Source organism: Shewanella sp. SR43-4 (assembly GCF_014163845.1).
Lineage (GTDB): Bacteria > Pseudomonadota > Gammaproteobacteria > Enterobacterales > Shewanellaceae > Shewanella > Shewanella vesiculosa.
In genome coordinates this window covers 1-17,996 of record NZ_JACJEB010000021.1, presented here as the reverse complement: position 1 = coordinate 17,996, position 17,996 = coordinate 1, and the positions used below count along the sequence as shown (strand labels likewise).

Sequence of the window (17,996 nt, the reverse complement as noted above, 5' to 3'; positions counted from 1 at the left end):
GCCACTCAAATGAATCGAAATGGTCTGCCTTTTTACTCTACTAATTAATAATACCTACCCATAATGATAACAAATGGTTAAATAAATGATGCTTAAATGTTAAATGAGACCATACTCACGTACGAATTCCAATGCACATTGCTAAGTTAAAGGAAAAGTATGTCTACTAAATTTACGCTCTCATTTGTTGCCCTTATTTGTGGGTTGTTGCTTGTGGGCTGTAAAGATACAGCACAAGACCCTGTTGCCATTGAAAGTATAAAATTAACCACAGATTTACGAAGTATAATTGAGGTGCAATCCTTAACGGGTGAACCTGCAGTAGGACGCGATTTGCCACAAGTCGACTCTCCAATTGTGACACTTGGAATGCAATTATTTTTCAGCCAAGCATTGAGTGGTGAAATGGATGTCGCATGCGTGAGTTGCCATCACCCGGTATTAGGCGGCGGAGATGAACTGGCATTATCAATAGGTGTTGAATCTGTCGAACCACTGCTATTAGGATCTGGCCGTGAACACAGTTCTGCTGGAACCGCATTTGATGGTGGACCAACTGTGCCACGCAATGCACCAACAACTTTTAATATTGGTTTATATGACAAGGCAATATTTCACGATGGCCGTATCGAAAGTATTGAAGGTAATATTGGTACTAATGGCACTGGCACCCAAATTTTAACTCCAGATTCACCGAATAGTAGCACGCCAGACCTTAAAGCAATTAATTTAGCAGCTAGTCAAGCTAGCTTCCCTGTGACGTCCAATGAAGAGATGAAAGGACACAAAAAAGGTGCGCTAAATAACGAGGGGATCCGTGATTATTTAGTAACACGACTTCGCGGAGATAACGATGATCTGCCTACCAATGAATGGTTAACGGCATTTAGAGTTGGTTTACAAGATGAAAATGGCACCGCTGAAGAACTCATTACTCAAGCAAATATATTCAATGCTATTGGTGAATATGAGCGTTCTCAAGTATTTGTCGATAGCCCTTGGAATTCGTTTGTAAAAGGTGAAGATGACGCTATAAGCTTAGATGCTAAGAAAGGGGCTAAGTTATTTTTTGCCACTTCAGCAGATGGCGGTGCCAATTGTGCCAGTTGCCACAGCGGCGATTTCTTTACCGATGAGAATTACCACAACATAGCAATACCACAAATTGGTCGAGGCAAAGGCGATGGTGTCACTGGCACTAATGATTTAGGTCGTTTTAGGGTCACCAAACAAGAGGCTGATAAGTTTGCATTTAGAACTCCAGCATTATTAAATGTCGCAGTAACATCACCTTACGGCCATAGTGGAGCTTATCAATCGTTGGAAGCTGTGGTTCGTCATCACCTTAACGTAGAATCCGCAGTAACTAACTACGCCTTATCTGATAATGTGAGTCAAATGGGCATACAAAGTAATGATCTGATGCCAAATACCCTAGAGGCATTAGATAAATTAGCCAGCGACAGAATCGCAGGCATACCAGGCCAGATTGAAAATCTCGATTTAACCAACGAACAAGTCACACAGTTGGTAACGTTTTTAAATACCCTTACAGATAACTGTGTATCAGGCGCAATTGATGCGACTTGCTTAAGTCAATGGGTGCCAAATAACAACACGCCTGATCCTGATGGATTGCGGCTAGTAGCTAAATTTCAAGATTAACCAACTAGATTATCGAGTTAAAAATGGTGTCTATACATCAGCCAAACATAACATTGTGATCTTGGTTATTCGCCTCAAAAAATGAGGCGAATAACTTTTTTGCATGCTTTCAAGAATAATCCCAAAACAACTTCATAGCTTAATTCATTAGTCATTTATCCATACAACAATGATATTTAACGCAATCGTTCAATTCTGACCAATGTTAACTCAACTATTATTCACTGGGCATTTTATGGCGCGACCGTTTTAATAGCCGTGAATATAAAAGCCGACCGTAAAAACCAGTGTTGGTGACTGCAAAACCTGCACGGCCAATTCCACTTTCCCTCCCCAACAGAAGTGCCACAACACAATATATGCGCTTGTATAGAATGTTGTTCACGTTTTAAACATTTATCTTCACATCCCATTCAATAGCTTGAGTTAAATCACGAACCTCAAAGAGAGAGTGAGATAACTTCAAAAGGCTAAAAATAATAACGACCTACATGGGGAGAGAACACGATGTTTTATGTACACATGCTGCTGTTATTAGCGGTGATATTTGTTGGTATTCGCCATGGCGGAATCGCCTTTGGTTTATTGGGCGGGTTAGGTGTTTCAGTACTCGCTTTTGTATTTGGCATTGCCCCAGGCTCACCGCCAGTCAGCGTCATGTTAATAATTCTGGCCGTAGTCGCAGCCTCTGCAACATTAGAGGCCACAGGCGGTTTAAAGCTGTTGGTCAAATTTGCTGAAAAGCTGTTACGCAAACACCCTGAACACATCGTTTTTCTAGGCCCACTGTGTACCTATTCGTTAACCGTACTGGTCGGCACTGGCCACTCCGTTTATCCCCTGCTTCCCGTTATTTATGATGTTTCATACAAGAAAGGTATCCGCCCTGAACGCCCATTAGCCATGGCAACTGTGGCATCACAAATGGGCATTACCGCCAGCCCTATTGCTGCCGCCGCTGCCGTAGTGCTTGCCACCGCCGTTGATAACAATCTTGATATTAACTTACTTGATGTACTCATGGTGACCATTCCCGCCACACTAACAGGCTTGCTGGTGGCGTGTACCTGGAGCTTAAAGCGCGGTAAAGATTTAGATAAAGATGAAGAGTTTCAGGCACGTTTAACAGATGATGAGTTTCGTGAATCATTAACCGATCCCAAAGCGGATGAAGTGCAAACGCCACAGGCAGAATCAACAGCAAAGAAAGGCTTAACAGTATTTTTACTCGGTATCTTTGCCGTTATCATGGTGGCAATGTTTAGTAAGCAAATACTGCCAGCTGGCGTAAAAATGTCGGTAGCAATTCAGTTTATGATGCTGTCTGTCGGTGGGATAATTTTACTTGCCACCAATATCTCACCGAAAAAAATTGTCACCAGTAACGTGTTTACCGCCGGTATGACAGCGGTCATTATCATTTTTGGTATCGCATGGATGAGTGACACCATTATTGAGCACCATAAAACCTATTTGGTGAGCGCGGTAAGCGACATTGTCAGCGTGTATCCATGGACATTTGCTATCGCGATGTTTGTGTCATCGATCTTCTTAAAAAGCCAGGCTGCGGTATTAACCATTATGCTGCCATTAGGTTTTTCACTTGGCATCCCTGCACCGGTATTAATCGGCGTGCTGCCCGCGTGTTATGCCTACTTCTTTTTCCCATTCTACCCAAGTGATTTAGCCGCAATTAGTTTTGATAGAACCGGCACCACCCATATTGGTAAATACGTACTCAACCACAGCTTTATTATTCCAGGCTTTATTGGCGTGGTAACCGCCACATTTGTTGGTTACTTTATATCGATGGCTATTAACTAATCTCAGCGAACATTTTGACTTTGAGCTTTAGGCTAACAACAACGCGATTAACCGCTAGTGAATTGACCAAAACAAGTCGCTAGCATCAACAAAAATGGCAGCCAAACTGGCTGCCATTTTTATGTTTATTACTAGATGACAACTTGAATGCTAGGCAACTCCAACCACTAGTAGATAGTAACAAAACCTGAAATTAAGATGTTGATAATTAATATAAAATATAGAGTTTAAAATCTTGTATAGCGAACTCTATTTTTACTAAAAAAGTAACTCGTAACCCTATAAAAATAACGATTTAAACTATAATAAATGTACCTTAAAAAATATAAGCAATATGATTATGCAGCCATATTTACAAGCTTTTGGAACTCAGTTTAATTTGGGATTTAACCCTAATGATTATCCATTTTTAATCGATAAAAGTTACGGTAACGATACTTGTGTAAGCTTCTATTTTAAACAGAATAACCAATACAATATATTATGGGTAGAGCATGAATTGTCTAACAACCGTGAAATAGAAGGTGCTCGTTATACTATCGTATCGGCCACTAATGAAGGTGATGATGAGTTCCCTGAAATATATGCTGGTGCTGAAGCTGTTAACCTCTTTGAGTGCGAAACAAGTGAAGATCTTATCACTCATCTTAATCTAATAACTCTTTAGCTATTCCGCCCACCACATCGTCCTCTGCAACACGCCGTAAACCCATCCATGGGGGCTTAACGAAAACATCCTGTTTTCAACAGTTGCATATGCCTATATGGCAGGCTTTGCCAAGTTCATATGAATTAACCCCCCTCAATAAATCATCACTCTCGGTGTTTAAAGCAGCCAATGTGACTCATAGTCCGTGGACTCCTTATTGAAGAATACTGACAATATCGCATGTAATTCATTGGAGATAACGCCATGTGTGATAATTCATATACCGAAGTAGTTGAAGATACTATTAATGGCTTTGATATTTATATAGAACCTAATCCCGACCATTACAATGAAGGCTATATTTGGTCAATTTCGAAAAATAATGAAGAGTTAGATACTGGGTTTGCTTTTACAGTGGAAGATGCAAAAAATAAATTATTTAAGTTTATCAACACAAATCACCAAGTGAGCCTTTAACATCTAAAATCTGTTGAAAATTTAACTATCAGAAATCCCCCTCAGCGACTTGGAAACAAGTCAAGCCTAAAGAACGCCACATTTTTACTACTTTATCTCTATCATCAAACACACAAAGAACTTCCTCTTTATAGTTAGGATAGTGTGACAATAACCAGGATTTTTTTAATTCCTCGTCAGGAGTAAATGAATCCATTTCTCTCATCGTCAATTGATGATAAGGGATCTTATACCTACCTAACCATTGAATCGTCTTTTCGCGCACTATGTCACCACGAGCTGAAAATATATGAATATTATATCCACTCGCTACTAATGCCTTAAGTGATTCGATAACTGGCATATGTGGTTTGTCTTTATCACAAGCTTCAAAATATGATATCCAATCTGGCTTATTTACTATGCCCTTATCAATATAATGAAAACGATGCTTATTCAAAGCTAATGTACCATCTAGATCAACAATTACTGTTCTCATGGATTTACAACTTTATACAGTTCAAGTGCCAATAATTTTTTTATTTTATTTTTATAAATGTGAATATTATTTCTTGTTTCATAAAACCAGTCAGCATTAAATACTGTGGTATCTTTCGCACTGATCAACTTGATTTGATGAGTATCGATATCGTAATCTGGGTAAGCATGAGCTAAAATATTCCGTTTCTCTAAAATATTTTTTTGAAAATTGCTAGTCGTGAAATCTATGTCTCTTATTTTCCCCTTCATCTCTTCGTTTATGATTTTTGGATCCTTTAATAACCTTCCGATAAACTGCTGCTTAGTTCCAAGCCCAAATGACTCACCTCCTTTATTGATAATAGAATCTCTAAAATAAGCGCTATTATCTTTAAAACATTGAGAAATCAAATCATTCAAAAGGCTCTCCAAATCAATAAACTCAGATAGAAGTAAACCCCTCATAAAAGCCGGATGGTTGTATTTTCGAAATGCTTGGTCGGCAACATTTTCAATTACGTCATTAAAACTATCACGTGGTGTTACATGGGAGAAATGATTATCAGCTTGAACCAACCTCAAATTGTTTGCGTTCTCAGAGTAAAAAATAATATGAGAAAAGCATCTTTGTGATCTTAACTCTAAAATAAATTCGTTCCCATTTATACCTGGTAAATTGCAATCAATAATTAATAGGTCTAAGTAATTATTATTAATTGCTTCTCTCACTTCATCATTAACTAGCGTATATTCTTCAATGATTGGATCAAACTTTGCTTCAATAAATGCTTCACGCATAGTGTCCCGAACAGAATTGACCCATCCCAATGAATCATCTATCCATATAATTCTAAATTTCATATAACTACCTTGTAAATATTAATAAAAACTTCGCCTGTTCATCTTCAGTATCTAGAAGCTCAATGCTACCGTTATTCTGTCTCATAATGCTTTTTGCATGATGCAAACCGAGTCCAGAACCTTTAGATGTTGTAAAACCCATATCAAAAATTTTATTACGGATAGACTTTTTAATCCCTTTGCCATCATCCTTAATTAATATTTCTAAAGTATCGTCAACAAAAGTAATCTCGAAGGTTATTTCCCTAGCTTTGGCTTTTACAGCATTATTAATAAGCGTGTCGAGAACCATTGCAACCTCTAAGGGTCTAAATTCCACAATAAATTTTAAATTCTGTTTCGCAACCCACTTAAATTTCATATTTGTTCGAAAATCACCATCTACTTTTACTAGTCCAGAGCATATATTCAAAATATACTCGTGAATATATACGTAAAGATTTTCTTTTATCAACTCAGCTTCTAGATTAAAATTAGCCTTCGTTGCAAAATTTGTCGTAGCTTTAATTTGCCTCGCTACATATGATATTTCATCTAAAACATGTAGAAATGTTTCAGTTGATACAGCTTTTCCACTTCTAATTTTATTGCTTACATTACGCACATAATTTTCTATAGTCCCAGCTGCAATACCAATATGATGATGAAGAGCAACAACATTATCTAGATCAGAATTAACCATTGATCTTAAAAACATAGACTCTTTAGTTATTTCTTCTGCTTTTTCTTCTGCATCTTGTGCCCTTAACTCAGCTAATAGAGCTTTTTGTGCTTCTTGTTTAGCTTTTTCAGCTTCTAGTCTTGCTTTCTTTTCAGCCTCTTCTCTTGCTTTCCTTTCTGTTTCGGCTTCCATATCTGAATCTAATGCTAATTTTTCAAAGTCTGAAAGGCGGGACTTTATTTTTTTTACTTCTTGATCTAACTCTGAATTATTTGATTGTACTGCAATCCTAGATAAATTCTTTAGAATTGTTTTTAAGCTCTTCTGTGAAGAGTCACTAATAATATCAAAAATCTCAGGATTATAACTAATATCAATAATGTCTTCACTCTTAGTTAAAGCCTCAATAAAACTTAATGCTTCATCTTGAGCTATACTATTTTTAAGATCATTAACATCAATATTGTCAACATTACCAAACTTAACGACATCGATTGCATATCGCTCTAATCGTTTTAAAGCTTTTTCTTTAAATAGTGAAGTTAGAGTTTCAAATGTTTCATTTCTTTCTAAACCACCATCACGACTTGATGCTTCTTTTAATTCTTCATTTAATCCATTAATCTCAACGCGACCAAATAAATCACGAGTACCAAAATATCGCATTTGCCCTTGTTGTTTTCTATTGTCAAGACCAAATACGTCGCCTCGTCCTACTTCACCTATAGGCAAAACCCTAAAGCCATTTTTATAAACAAAAACGGAACCAAAATTAACAAGTCTAACACCCATGTGTTTTGTAAAGGTTGTTTTTGTCACTTGATTTAAAGAAAACAAATTTATTTTTATATTATTTAACTTTATATCATTAGTGATAAATATATTGGTTTCAGTGAGCTTATAAATAAAAACCCCTCGATCAAAAAGCTTCGTTATAATATTTGAACCATCATTATCAATCGAAACTTCTATTCTAGTTGTCTTTAAATCTAGCTTTTCAAAAAGAAAGTTTTTTATTGGGCCATTAACTACCTCATGCTCTTTCCCTATTTCTTTTTTACTTTTATCTTGTTCTAGTAACTCAGGGGCATTGAGGTAAATAGAGAATTCATCGTTGTTATTTTGGGTTGGGTTTATTAGTTTTTCTAAAGATTGACGTAATTTTATTAACTTGTCACTTCCCCAACTAGCTCTTAATTTTTTTATTTCTAAAATAGTACCAACTGACAATTCATATGGGCATGTTTCAATTAACTGAAGATCGATATTAACTTTATCAAAGCTTTCTCGCATATCTCCTTCGAATCTGACCCAATCTATCGTCAATTTTGCATATTTATCAGAAATATTTCTTCTCGAATAAATAATCAACTTTGAGCCCAATCTATCGCAAGAAAAACGACCTATGCCTTTAGCTCCAGCATGTATTCGACCAGATTTTATTTCGTCCCTATAGTCTTCTGTACCTTCTTTTTTTGCTGAATAAGCAACAAAAAGCCATTTATTATCAATATCATCAAGATCCATTCCCTTACCGTCATCTTGAATAATAATCTGTCCATCACCTTCAAGAACATTTAGAAAGGACACCTCAACATTCTTCGCATTTGCATCAAATGAGTTTTTTACCAATTCAAATATTGCTACAAAGTCATCAATAATAAGGTCTTTACCAATAATATTTTTTAAGGCTGAACTTACTTTAAAATTCTTTTCCATAAGATTTATATATGTTCCTTCATTTTAATTATTAATTGACCAAGAACCTCGCCTAATAAGGGCGGCACAGCATTGCCTACCTGTGTATAGCGGGGGCATTCCTGAGTTCGCCTCTCTCCACCAGTTGTGTATTTACCTCGAAATTCAAAACTATCAGGAAACGATTGAATTCTTGCACTCTCTCTTACTGTTAATATTCTTGGTTCAGAATAATGCAATAGGTCATCTGGTAGAGTAGTTAATGTCTTAGATGGTGCCTTAGGATCAAGTACGGTTCTTGCTTGCTTCTTAGTGCCAAGTAAAGCTTGCTCTGCTTTACTTAAGGCGATACCAGGTCGACACAATAACTGGGCACGAATAAATGAATCTACTGTCGTAGGTTTATGCCTCGCAAGTCTTAAGCTATTAGGCTTACGTTTACCCATACCCTTTCGCATAAGTTTTTGATAAACAGTAAGAGACTTAGGTGGTATATAATCAAGTTTTTTAAATCCACTAACTAAACTACCAGAGTGATGTACAAGCGTTGCATTCGATATCTCTAAATCACTGATTGCATCCTTGGTAGACATTTCTGATAGAGGTAAGCCGTTGTTCTTCAAAAATATAGGCCGAATATCCTCAAGAATACCAAACGGTTCTACCTGCGATAGATCATTTCGGACACCTATCATAATAAAACGCACACGCTGTTGAGGTACGCCGAAGCGCTTGGTATGAACATAATCGGTATAGACTTTATACCCAAGTTTTTCTAGCCTTGCTTTTACAACCATTGAATAAGGTTTTTTGGCTTTTTTACCTTGAGCATTGATAAATTTGCTATTAAAACCACGAACATTTTCAAGTACAAGATATTTAGGTTTAATAAGCTCAACCATCTTTATATATTCATTTGAAAGCTGATTTCGTGGGTCTTTAGGATTACGGCGTCCCGCCATTGAAAACCCCTGGCAAGGTGGGCCTCCAGCAATTAAATCAACTTTCCCAGATAATGAAGCTAATTGTTCTAGATAATGCTCGAGAAGATCTTGAATTGTTGTTTCTTTTTTAGGTAACCATTCAGGCCAATCAAAATGTCCATGTTTACTATCAATTAGGTTGTGTCTGAAAGTATCAAATGCCATTGCATCTTTTTCAACGGCAAAAATCCCTTTCCAGCCAGCCTTTCCCAGGCCTAATGAAAAACCACCACATCCAGAGAATAGGTCAATGTACGTCCCTGCGTTCTTATCTAAATCTGCCATTAAAGCGGTAATCCAAGAAATTCAACACCTTAGCTAAGGTTGTTTTTATAGTATTCTGTTTGTAGATATCATACGCTAAAGGTATGTGTAGTCAAAAATTTGTACTAGAAATGATAAGGATATATCCATGGCAATAGTTAGAGATTTAATTAAATTAGAAATGGAAAAACAAAGTGCACATAGTGAAGTAAAAGCAACATATTCTGTGTTAACAACAGAAGATGGAACATGCTTGCAGATTGATACATATGGATCTATTACGCGCGAACTATTGGGCAAAAAGAGCCAGTCCATTCGTCTCACAAAAGAAGCACTCTCACAGCTCGTTCAAATTATTAATGAGAATAAATTGATTTAGAGTTAAATTACATTTTGACGATATTTCACTACAGCAGTTTAAACAAGATCTAGATAACACATACCTTGTACTTCTACCGCCTGCGCCAGTTTTGGCTAAACACTGTTGATCCACAAGTTGAGCCAAATGTCGGGTGGCCGTGGCGCGGCTGACTTTAGCCACTTTTTGATACTGGCTACTACTGATCCCATCATTAAAGTCACCATCAAGTAATCTATTTAGCACTTTCACTTGTTCTGTGGTTAACGCTGGAGTGAGTAAGCGTTGGTTCACTCGACGCCAAAATTGGGTTTTAGCAGTAGTTTGCTCAATGCTATTGAGCGTGTGTTGAATAGCGTCATTTAAGGTGTCTAAAAACCACAGCAGCCAAGGTGTGATATCTAAGCCACCTTGCTGGGTAGACTCTAATATTGCGTAATAGGCTTTGCGTCGCTCAAGAATACTAACTGACATGGCGTAAAAATGAATCGAGCGATGCTCAGCTTGCGCGAGTGCTAAGTCGGTGAGTAAACGCGTTATACGTCCGTTACCATCATCAAGCGGGTGCAAGGTGACAAACCACAAATGGGTGATGGCTGCGCGCACGAGCGGGTCGACATTAGGTTGATTTCGCGATTGATTAAACCACTCAAAAAACTGCGTTAAGTTAAGATCTAGTGTATTGCGTGGAGGCGCTTCAAAATGCACTGTAGGTTTGTCTAAACGGCCAGATACTACTTGCATAGGTTCATTACCACGTAACTTACCGCCAACAAAAGGATTAAACCCCGTTTGGTTTTCTGGAAATAACATTGAATGCCAACCTAGAATCCGCGTTAAACTCAGCGGATGTTGCCAGTTTTGTAGCGCATCTAAGGTAATATCTGCTAAACCATCAGTTTGCGTCGTGGTGGGATAAGGTTTTTCTTCACTCACGCCAAGCTTATTCGCCAAAGAGGAACGTACAGAAAATGCGTTAAGCTTTTCTCCTTCAATAGCACTTGAATGAACGATATTGGCCAGCATGGTATCGAGTGTCCATTGACTCGCGGATTCAGAACCCATTTTACCCAGCAGCAAACCCTGATTAAATTGAATTTGCCTCAATAGTGCACTTATACGAGCATTATCCCATACAAACTCTGGCCATTCTTGCTGTTGCCAAATCCACATAGTAACTCCTGTTTAGCTGACTAAAATACTGTATTGATGCACATACCCAGCTATTCTACTTACAACATGAGGCAAATAGCAATCTATTCACCTCACAACATGAGGCGAATAGAGTGGTTAATTGCCTCATGGCTCCCATTAGCAAGCTCGATAACACCTTGGCAAGCATTTCGGTATAATCGTTTACTGTCTCTATAACCTTTAATTTATATAACCCAATGCGACTGTAATTAATGACATCTAAGCTGACTGAAGTATCGATAGCGCCACAAACCACTAAGCCACAAGCCGCTATGCCTAAATCGACTTTGGCAAATGAGCTGGCTAGTAAAGTGTTTATTATTGGTTTGCCGCGTTAGTAGTACCTACATTTGATGTGCATATACGTTTAAATTTTACAATTCCTCACTCTATCTAACTTGTAGTAATGACCATATATAAACTATATTTATTTAACTTATGAAGATTTCTATGCTATACAATTGAAGTGAATTAAGTAACACAACGGTAAATTAGCTACTATATCTAATTCAGTTAAAATCAGTATGTCTTTGGCTAGTCTACTGATACACATGGTAAAAAAGAGATTATAAAATGAACATTGTGTACTGTAATTTCACAACGTCAAAACGTTCAAAATTGGCAAGATTGAAGGGTGACATTCCACAGATGTTCAATAATGACACTTCACCATGTGTCGAAGTAAATCAGTATCTGAGACAATTAGCTTTAAAAAATAAGCCCAAGAGCTTACAAACAAACGCTGAGCATCTTAAAGAATTTCTGCTTTGGGCTAATTCATCCTTGAATAACATTGGTTCAATAACAGACGATACATTCGACTTTTACATTGATGCATTGTGTGAATACACAAAAAATAATGGAGAAAGACTCTCTTGGAATACAATTAATTCTAGAGTAGCTGGTGCTTACCGCTATCTTATTTGGTCATATGAAAAGGGATTGTCCCCTTACCTTAATCCACAGGAAATACAAGGTTTAAAACTATCTTTGAGTCAGCGATATCAATCTAAAGGGCATCACTCTCAAGCTGTTTCAGAACCTATAAAGTTCATGCTATTAGAGGATGCCTTAAGATTTGTCTCTTCAGTCGGAAAGATCTCAGGCAAAAGAAATGCGCTAGTGAAAAAAAGAAATGTATTGTTGACATCATTTATGCTCCAGACAGGATTAAGAGTATCTGAAGCCTGTAACTTTCCTCTTCGTGATCTGCCAGAAGTTAATAGTCGAGGGAAATTTACGCCAGCTAGAGTTATTGGAAAAGGCGGAAAGGCAAGAGTGATATTAATACCTAATGATTTACTTTACCAAATTTGGGAGTATGTAGACATAGACAGAGAAAAAAAAATCGATGCTATTACACACATAGATCCGAAAGATTGCCTTACATTATTTATCACCCTAGATGGACAACCATTAAGCATTAACTGGGTTCAAAAACTATTTAGAAAAACCAGTAAGCACATTGGAGTTAAAGCTCACCCGCATCTTTTAAGACACACTTTTGGGACATATCATTATTTACTTAACCACGATCTAACTGGTCTTAGTAAACTACTTGGCCATGCAAGTGAAGAAACAACTAGAACATACTACGTGCATATAGCCACCTTAATAGCTTATTCTGGCTCATATAATGCTTTTCAACGTCAAATTGATATAGTGACAGAGGATTCTATTAGTGACAATTAAGTACGTACAAATTACTAAAATCACTGCTGATGAAGCTCGAGCATATCGTGATTTAAAATTTACCATAAAGTGCAAAAACACCGGTCACCCACATACCTATAATCTTAACAATGAGTGCGAATTGGGCTCTAAAAAAATTATCAGTCTTTTTTCATGGGCTATGTACAAAAATAGACACTCTCAAGGGCATTTGACACGCATATCTGTTAAAGAGAAATTTCGAATGTTCCTCCAATTTGCCTCCTTGCAGGATATTACATCTCCTTCGGATCTTGATGGCACGGTCCTCATAAATTTTTGCCTTTGGCTAAAGAACGAATCCGGCCTAAAATACTCTACAGCAGGAAGTCTGTTCCGTTGTATAAGCAGTATTTTTAAACAATGGCAAAAGCATAAATCGATTTCTCCAACATTTATAATTCCGGAAAATATGTTCCCCAAAAGTAGTGGGTTATCTTCAAGTAATGAAGGATACGATATGGAAGAAATAAGGGAAATATCAACAGCTGTACAACAATCACTAATTATCACATCGAAGCGTCTTGAATCAACATATAAACCACAATGGCTAGGAAAGGAACCTCCTATTACTGATGTTGCACCCGTTATCACAAATAAAAAAAAGCGTTCCGTATGGGCAAGCAAAGATTATTGTATTTGGTTTTGGGTAAATGAACTGCACTGTGAAAAATTAAATATCGAAAGTCTCTATAAAATACCTAGAGGTCAATCTTTTTTGAAAGGGATATCTAATGGAACAACTTATTACGCCAAAGCACTAAAAAAATTCTATAAAAGTGTCAGTGATACTGACTATTACATAAATAATTTTGCAGGAAAACCGTCTCCAATTAAGTATAATTCACCTTGGCAAAAGACTGATTACCTGGTTTGGTACTGGGAAAATATTATGCAATGTCAGGTTTTAAGTGATGCCGATACCCTTAAAAAGTACCCATTGTTTTATCATGGTTTCAGACACCGACAACCAGGTTGGTTAACCGCATTCTATAATGAGAACAACCTTAAGCTTTGGGTCTCTGCATCAGATTTAACCCCTTATTACCTAATGTTACTTATTCGAACTGGATTAAATCCAAGCACTATCTCTAGACTTACATTAGACTGCCTTGAAGTAGACCCTCTGGATTCTAATAGAATGTTTATTCGGTGGGAGAAGTACCGTTCCAACAAAAAGGATAAAACAATCCCATTAATAAAAGGAAGTGATAGTTGGCCGATTAGAATAATTCAACGAGTAATAAAAATCACTGAATCGTATAGACCTAAAGGACAACAAGCGTTATGGATTAGTAATGCTAGCTCTGATCAAGTTCCCAGAGTAATAACAGTAAGAAGATTTCAGCAAGCTATTTACGATTTTGGAGTGCAGCTTAACCTAAAACGCCCCAGTGATAACAAGCCCATTACGTTACAAGCAAGTTTATTTCGACCTACAATGGCTTGGCAAGAATACCTTCGTACAGAGGATTTAACATACTTACAAGCACTCTTAGCGCATACTAGGTTAAAAACTACATCAGATTACTTGAGAAAGCTTAACGACCCCATATTTAAGGCTCGAAGAGGACTCCATCTAGAAGCTATGTTACTTGGATTGGAAGGCGATAATGATGACCCATTCTCTCGATTACCAACTGAAATCGATAAACCTCAAGAGAATCTATTAAATCATTGTAAAGATCCTTTAAACTCGCCTCAAAAGAATCAATCTGTAGGAGTATATTGTAGCTCAGCGACAGAGACTTGTCTTGGTTGTCAAAATCTTGTTATTACACAGCTTGATATAAAAAAATATTTCAGTTATTTAAACTATCACCAAACCCTTTTAGCATTAGGTGAAATTAAACAAGATGAATTTAATTTAGCTACTCAGGAGAAACAGTATATGTGGGATACATATATACTCCCTAAATATGATAAATCTATTGTTGAAATGATTCGCAGCGATGCAATCCACAACCCTGTTCCTGAATGGTCGATTAACAATATAGGTTAAGTCCATGATAAACATATCGAATCAAGAGAGAAATGCAGCACCAGATATAAAAAATAAGCAGATTTCAAAACACTCTAAATATTCTGATAATAAGTGGGACTTTAGTTACGAGAACCCAAAATTAAAGAAATGTGATGTGACATTTAATTTTGAAAAGTTAGTATTTAACGATGGAACAAACGTATGTAGTCAACATAATGAACAATATCTTGCTGTTGCAAAGGATTTTATAGAGCAATTAATCTTTAACCCCCTCCCCTCCAACCCCAAAACATCAACATTGACAAAATTACTCACTCATGGGTTAAAACGTATACTTTCATATATGTATGATAATAAAATTTTAAAATTATCAGATATTACTGAATTTGATGCCTCATGTATTCAAAGTGAAATTCTGAATGAAACTCATAAAAATGGCCTTGAAATAACAAACAGAACTTTATTGAGTCGAGTTCGTGGGTTTGGCCATTTACAAAAGCAATCTCACAAGATGAGAGACGGTTTGACGGTTCACTTGCTAGAAGGTATGTCTGAATCTGAATGGGCTAGAATTAATGCAAATAAGGTAATTGGTCGACAAGAAAGAACTACATCTGAAATGCCTGATTCTGTAGCCAAAAAACTCTATCATGCTGCTATCAGAGATATTGAAACTTACAAAATATTACATGAAGTGAACCTAGCAAGAGAAAAATTTATATCTATTAGAAAATACAAAAAGAAATACAGAGATGACGGTACCGTATACTACGAGCCTACTGTTAAAAAAACATTTCCATATTCCGATTTCGGGTTTACAAACCATCATGAAATAAATTTTTTTCAAAACAGATTGATGTCAGCTGGTTACATTCTCATTGCATTGTTTACCGGCATGAGAATCCATGAGATTTTGCGTATCAGGAATGAACACAATTTCAAATCTGAAACTTTGAACTACAATGGATACGAACAGGTTATTAGTTTTGTTATTTCACAAACAACGAAACTAGAAGCAGAGCCGACAAAATATAAATGGCAAACATTGCCTTTTATTAAACAAATAATGGATAAATTAAAACTAGGCTTGAGTAACCGTTACACCTCAAATAAGGACTATTTATTTGTTCAAAAGGCTAATCGAAGTCCATATCCAGTATCGAATATGAGTATGAATACTATGTTACGTCAATACCTCAATCACAATAACATTACATATAATAATGAGGTCTGGTACATAGCAAGCCACCAGTTTAGAAAAAAATTCGCTAGAATTATGACTCGACAAGGCTTGGGAATCAAAGCCATCCAAGATCAACTCAAACACTATGACCCCGAAATGACTAAAATATACGGTGACCCAAACATTTATATTGAGTTACAACAAGAAAAATTTATACTTTCTGAAGAACTATATGCAGAACTTTATTCGAATCAAATACCTATAATTGGTGGCGGTGCCGATGAGGTAAAGCAACTTAGAAAAGAGTTTAAAGGGATGACTAAGGCTGAGCGTGAAATTTTTCTGCAAAGTCTTCCTAAAAAAGCTCTTATTGAGCAAACGGATGATGGTCTATGTATGTATAGACCACAAAAGGCTCTTTGTGGTGGTGATAAAACGGCTTGCAGGCCCGCTGATTGTAATAATTCAGTAATATCAGCGGATGGTATGCGCAGAACCCTATTGTGGCGTAAACGTGAAAATGAGAGATTGTTAACATTTTTTAAATCAAGTTTGCCTAAGACATCCTATTTAAACTCTAGGAACATTGAAATTAACAAGCTGATTGAACAGCTAGATAAAGCTGAGGTCACTAATGTCTAAATCTTTGTCACGTGGTAATCACAACGGCCTACTTAAGAACAGAGAAGAAACAAAACATAATAATACTAAAGCGTTATGGCAACAGGTAGAGCTACTGCATAAAGCTAAGCCTGAGGTTACATGGACGTATAAGGAAATATGGAGTGGTGCTGGTCTAAAAAGTAATATGGCGCTAAATAGCCCTTGGAATGCGCACATTCGAGAAGCCATTGAGACACATAATAAACTGATTAAAGAGGGGTATAGCCATAATAAATTTCTCGAAACGAATAAGCACAGATCTTTAAGAGATGACAATAGGTACTTACGAAATCAACTAAAGGATATGACAAGGCAGCGTGACAAAGCTTTACAAAGTATTGCTTTCTATCAAGCAGAAAGGGATGACCTCGAGCAAGAGGTTAAAATATTAAAGTTAAAAGTTGATAGATTAATGATGAGCAGATAATCATGCTTCACACAATTTTTTTGAAATCGTTCTTTCGGCTTTAATCAAGAAGTAAACTTATAAAAACTAGCAGGCAAGAAGCAGTTTTGACCGCAAATTGGATGCCAAACGCCGTTAGAAAGCTCCTTGAAAGTGGCTTATCATTAAGTCAGGGCTACCGCATGAGTGCTTAATTTTGACCGAGCTACTAAATCCAGCCTTTAATACTGCTTCAAGCATCGATGGATTCATCATGCATCGCTTTTGTTTTCCAACAATGCTTATCTTGGTCGACTCGGCTCGTAACATATTCAAACTCATATGACGCAGGCATGACAGATTTTCGGCCCCGTGAGCGTTGTAGATTTGACATGCATCCTCACTCATACTGACATCAAGCACCCAATGCATTGATTCGATACCCAAATGCTCTCGAACGGCTATCGCTGCTTGTTCGGCACTTAGCCCCTTAGAGCTGATGTAATAACGGTACTCAAGCTCGATTGGTTTTCCTTTCTCAAGGCGACAATTTTCAACCATAACGATATTTTTTAACCCTTTTCATTTTGAAAAGTCACCGACTAAGTTTGTACTGTCAATAACATAGCACTGGCGACACTCTGTACGCCCATGACCCTGTTCAATTGTGGATTTGTCCGTATTGCTGGAGCGCTGGAAAGAGAAGGCTTTTACTATCGCTTCGCGTAATTTCCCCTGGTTACTTTTAACCGCTAGCAGATAGTCACCGCCCTGTTCCACAATGGTTTTGGCTATTTTTGTTTGACAAGCCATAGCATCGATAGTCACTAAAGCCCCTTTGATATCTAACATATTTATCAACTCAGGAATGGCAGTTATCTCATTGCTTTTTTGTTCTGTTTTAAGTTGGCCAAGTACTAATTTGTTTGATGAAGCATAAGCACTAATCATGTGTATGGTACTGGCTCTGTCTTGACG

General features: G+C 37.0%; 15 protein-coding genes and 1 pseudogene. 10 read left to right on the top strand and 6 right to left on the bottom strand.

The window, feature by feature from the left end; translation table 11 throughout:
* Positions 1-159 precede the first annotated feature (159 nt).
* From H5123_RS18410 to H5123_RS18395, 4 genes are all read left to right on the top strand, one after another.
* Positions 160-1,665 (top strand): cytochrome-c peroxidase, encoded by a 1,506-nt coding sequence (locus H5123_RS18410; RefSeq protein ID WP_182698903.1) that lies wholly within the window; start codon positions 160-162, stop codon positions 1,663-1,665.
* 507 nt (positions 1,666-2,172) lie between these two features.
* Positions 2,173-3,489: an anaerobic C4-dicarboxylate transporter gene (locus H5123_RS18405; RefSeq protein ID WP_124018416.1), complete on the top strand. Its 1,317-nt coding sequence runs from the start codon at positions 2,173-2,175 to the stop codon at positions 3,487-3,489.
* A gap of 340 nt (positions 3,490-3,829) precedes the next feature.
* Complete coding sequence (locus tag H5123_RS18400) at positions 3,830-4,156, top strand: hypothetical protein (RefSeq protein WP_182698902.1); 327 nt, start codon at positions 3,830-3,832, stop codon at positions 4,154-4,156.
* A gap of 246 nt (positions 4,157-4,402) precedes the next feature.
* Complete coding sequence (locus tag H5123_RS18395) at positions 4,403-4,615, top strand: hypothetical protein (RefSeq protein WP_182698901.1); 213 nt, start codon at positions 4,403-4,405, stop codon at positions 4,613-4,615.
* A gap of 28 nt (positions 4,616-4,643) precedes the next feature.
* Here H5123_RS18395 and H5123_RS18390 read toward each other — a convergent pair whose 3' ends face one another.
* Genes H5123_RS18390 through H5123_RS18375 form a run of 4 tightly spaced genes read right to left on the bottom strand, consistent with a single transcriptional unit; the run spans position 4,644 to position 9,562 of the window.
* A complete protein-coding gene (locus H5123_RS18390; protein WP_182698900.1) occupies positions 4,644-5,093 on the bottom strand; it encodes a hypothetical protein in 450 nt (149 codons plus the stop codon).
* Entirely contained in the window at positions 5,090-5,935 is an 846-nt protein-coding gene (locus H5123_RS18385; RefSeq protein WP_182698899.1) for a response regulator, read from the bottom strand. Before H5123_RS18385 ends, H5123_RS18390 begins: the two co-directional genes overlap by 4 nt.
* A gap of 4 nt (positions 5,936-5,939) precedes the next feature.
* On the bottom strand, positions 5,940-8,315 hold the full coding sequence (locus H5123_RS18380) for an ATP-binding protein (protein WP_182698898.1): 2,376 nt from the start codon (positions 8,313-8,315) through the stop codon (positions 5,940-5,942).
* A gap of 5 nt (positions 8,316-8,320) precedes the next feature.
* A complete protein-coding gene (locus H5123_RS18375) occupies positions 8,321-9,562 on the bottom strand; it encodes a DNA cytosine methyltransferase (protein ID WP_182698897.1) in 1,242 nt (413 codons plus the stop codon).
* Between the two features lie 127 nt (positions 9,563-9,689).
* Between H5123_RS18375 and H5123_RS18370 the strand changes: the two genes are divergently transcribed.
* Complete coding sequence (locus tag H5123_RS18370) at positions 9,690-9,920, top strand: methionyl-tRNA formyltransferase (RefSeq protein WP_182698922.1); 231 nt, start codon at positions 9,690-9,692, stop codon at positions 9,918-9,920.
* Here H5123_RS18370 and H5123_RS18365 read toward each other — a convergent pair.
* Positions 9,879-11,072: a Fic family protein gene (locus H5123_RS18365; RefSeq protein ID WP_182698896.1), complete on the bottom strand. Its 1,194-nt coding sequence runs from the start codon at positions 11,070-11,072 to the stop codon at positions 9,879-9,881. The two genes, H5123_RS18370 and H5123_RS18365, sit on opposite strands and share 42 nt — an antisense overlap.
* A gap of 233 nt (positions 11,073-11,305) precedes the next feature.
* Between H5123_RS18365 and H5123_RS20715 the strand changes: the two genes are divergently transcribed.
* The 5 genes from H5123_RS20715 to H5123_RS18345 all read left to right on the top strand — a co-directional run bounded on the left by H5123_RS20715 (position 11,306) and on the right by H5123_RS18345 (position 17,060).
* Positions 11,306-11,431, top strand: a complete 126-nt coding sequence (locus H5123_RS20715; RefSeq protein WP_259395701.1) for a hypothetical protein — start codon at positions 11,306-11,308, stop codon at positions 11,429-11,431.
* A 235-nt stretch (positions 11,432-11,666) separates the two neighbouring features.
* Positions 11,667-12,785 carry a site-specific integrase gene (locus H5123_RS18360; protein ID WP_182698895.1) on the top strand — a complete coding sequence of 373 codons (1,119 nt, stop codon included), beginning with the start codon at positions 11,667-11,669 and terminating at the stop codon, positions 12,783-12,785.
* Positions 12,775-14,805, top strand: a complete 2,031-nt coding sequence (locus H5123_RS18355; RefSeq protein ID WP_182698894.1) for a site-specific integrase — start codon at positions 12,775-12,777, stop codon at positions 14,803-14,805. The genes H5123_RS18360 and H5123_RS18355 overlap by 11 nt, the downstream gene beginning before the upstream one ends.
* A 4-nt stretch (positions 14,806-14,809) precedes the next feature.
* Positions 14,810-16,612 (top strand): tyrosine-type recombinase/integrase, encoded by a 1,803-nt coding sequence (locus tag H5123_RS18350; protein ID WP_182698893.1) that lies wholly within the window; start codon positions 14,810-14,812, stop codon positions 16,610-16,612.
* The gene (locus H5123_RS18345; RefSeq protein WP_160054393.1) at positions 16,605-17,060 is read left to right on the top strand and encodes a hypothetical protein; all 456 of its coding nucleotides are present in this window, start codon (positions 16,605-16,607) and stop codon (positions 17,058-17,060) included. Before H5123_RS18350 ends, H5123_RS18345 begins: the two co-directional genes overlap by 8 nt.
* 114 nt (positions 17,061-17,174) lie before the next feature.
* Here the strand turns inward: H5123_RS18345 and H5123_RS18340 are convergent.
* Positions 17,175-17,996: pseudogene (locus H5123_RS18340) on the bottom strand (ISAs1 family transposase); the annotation flags it as partial.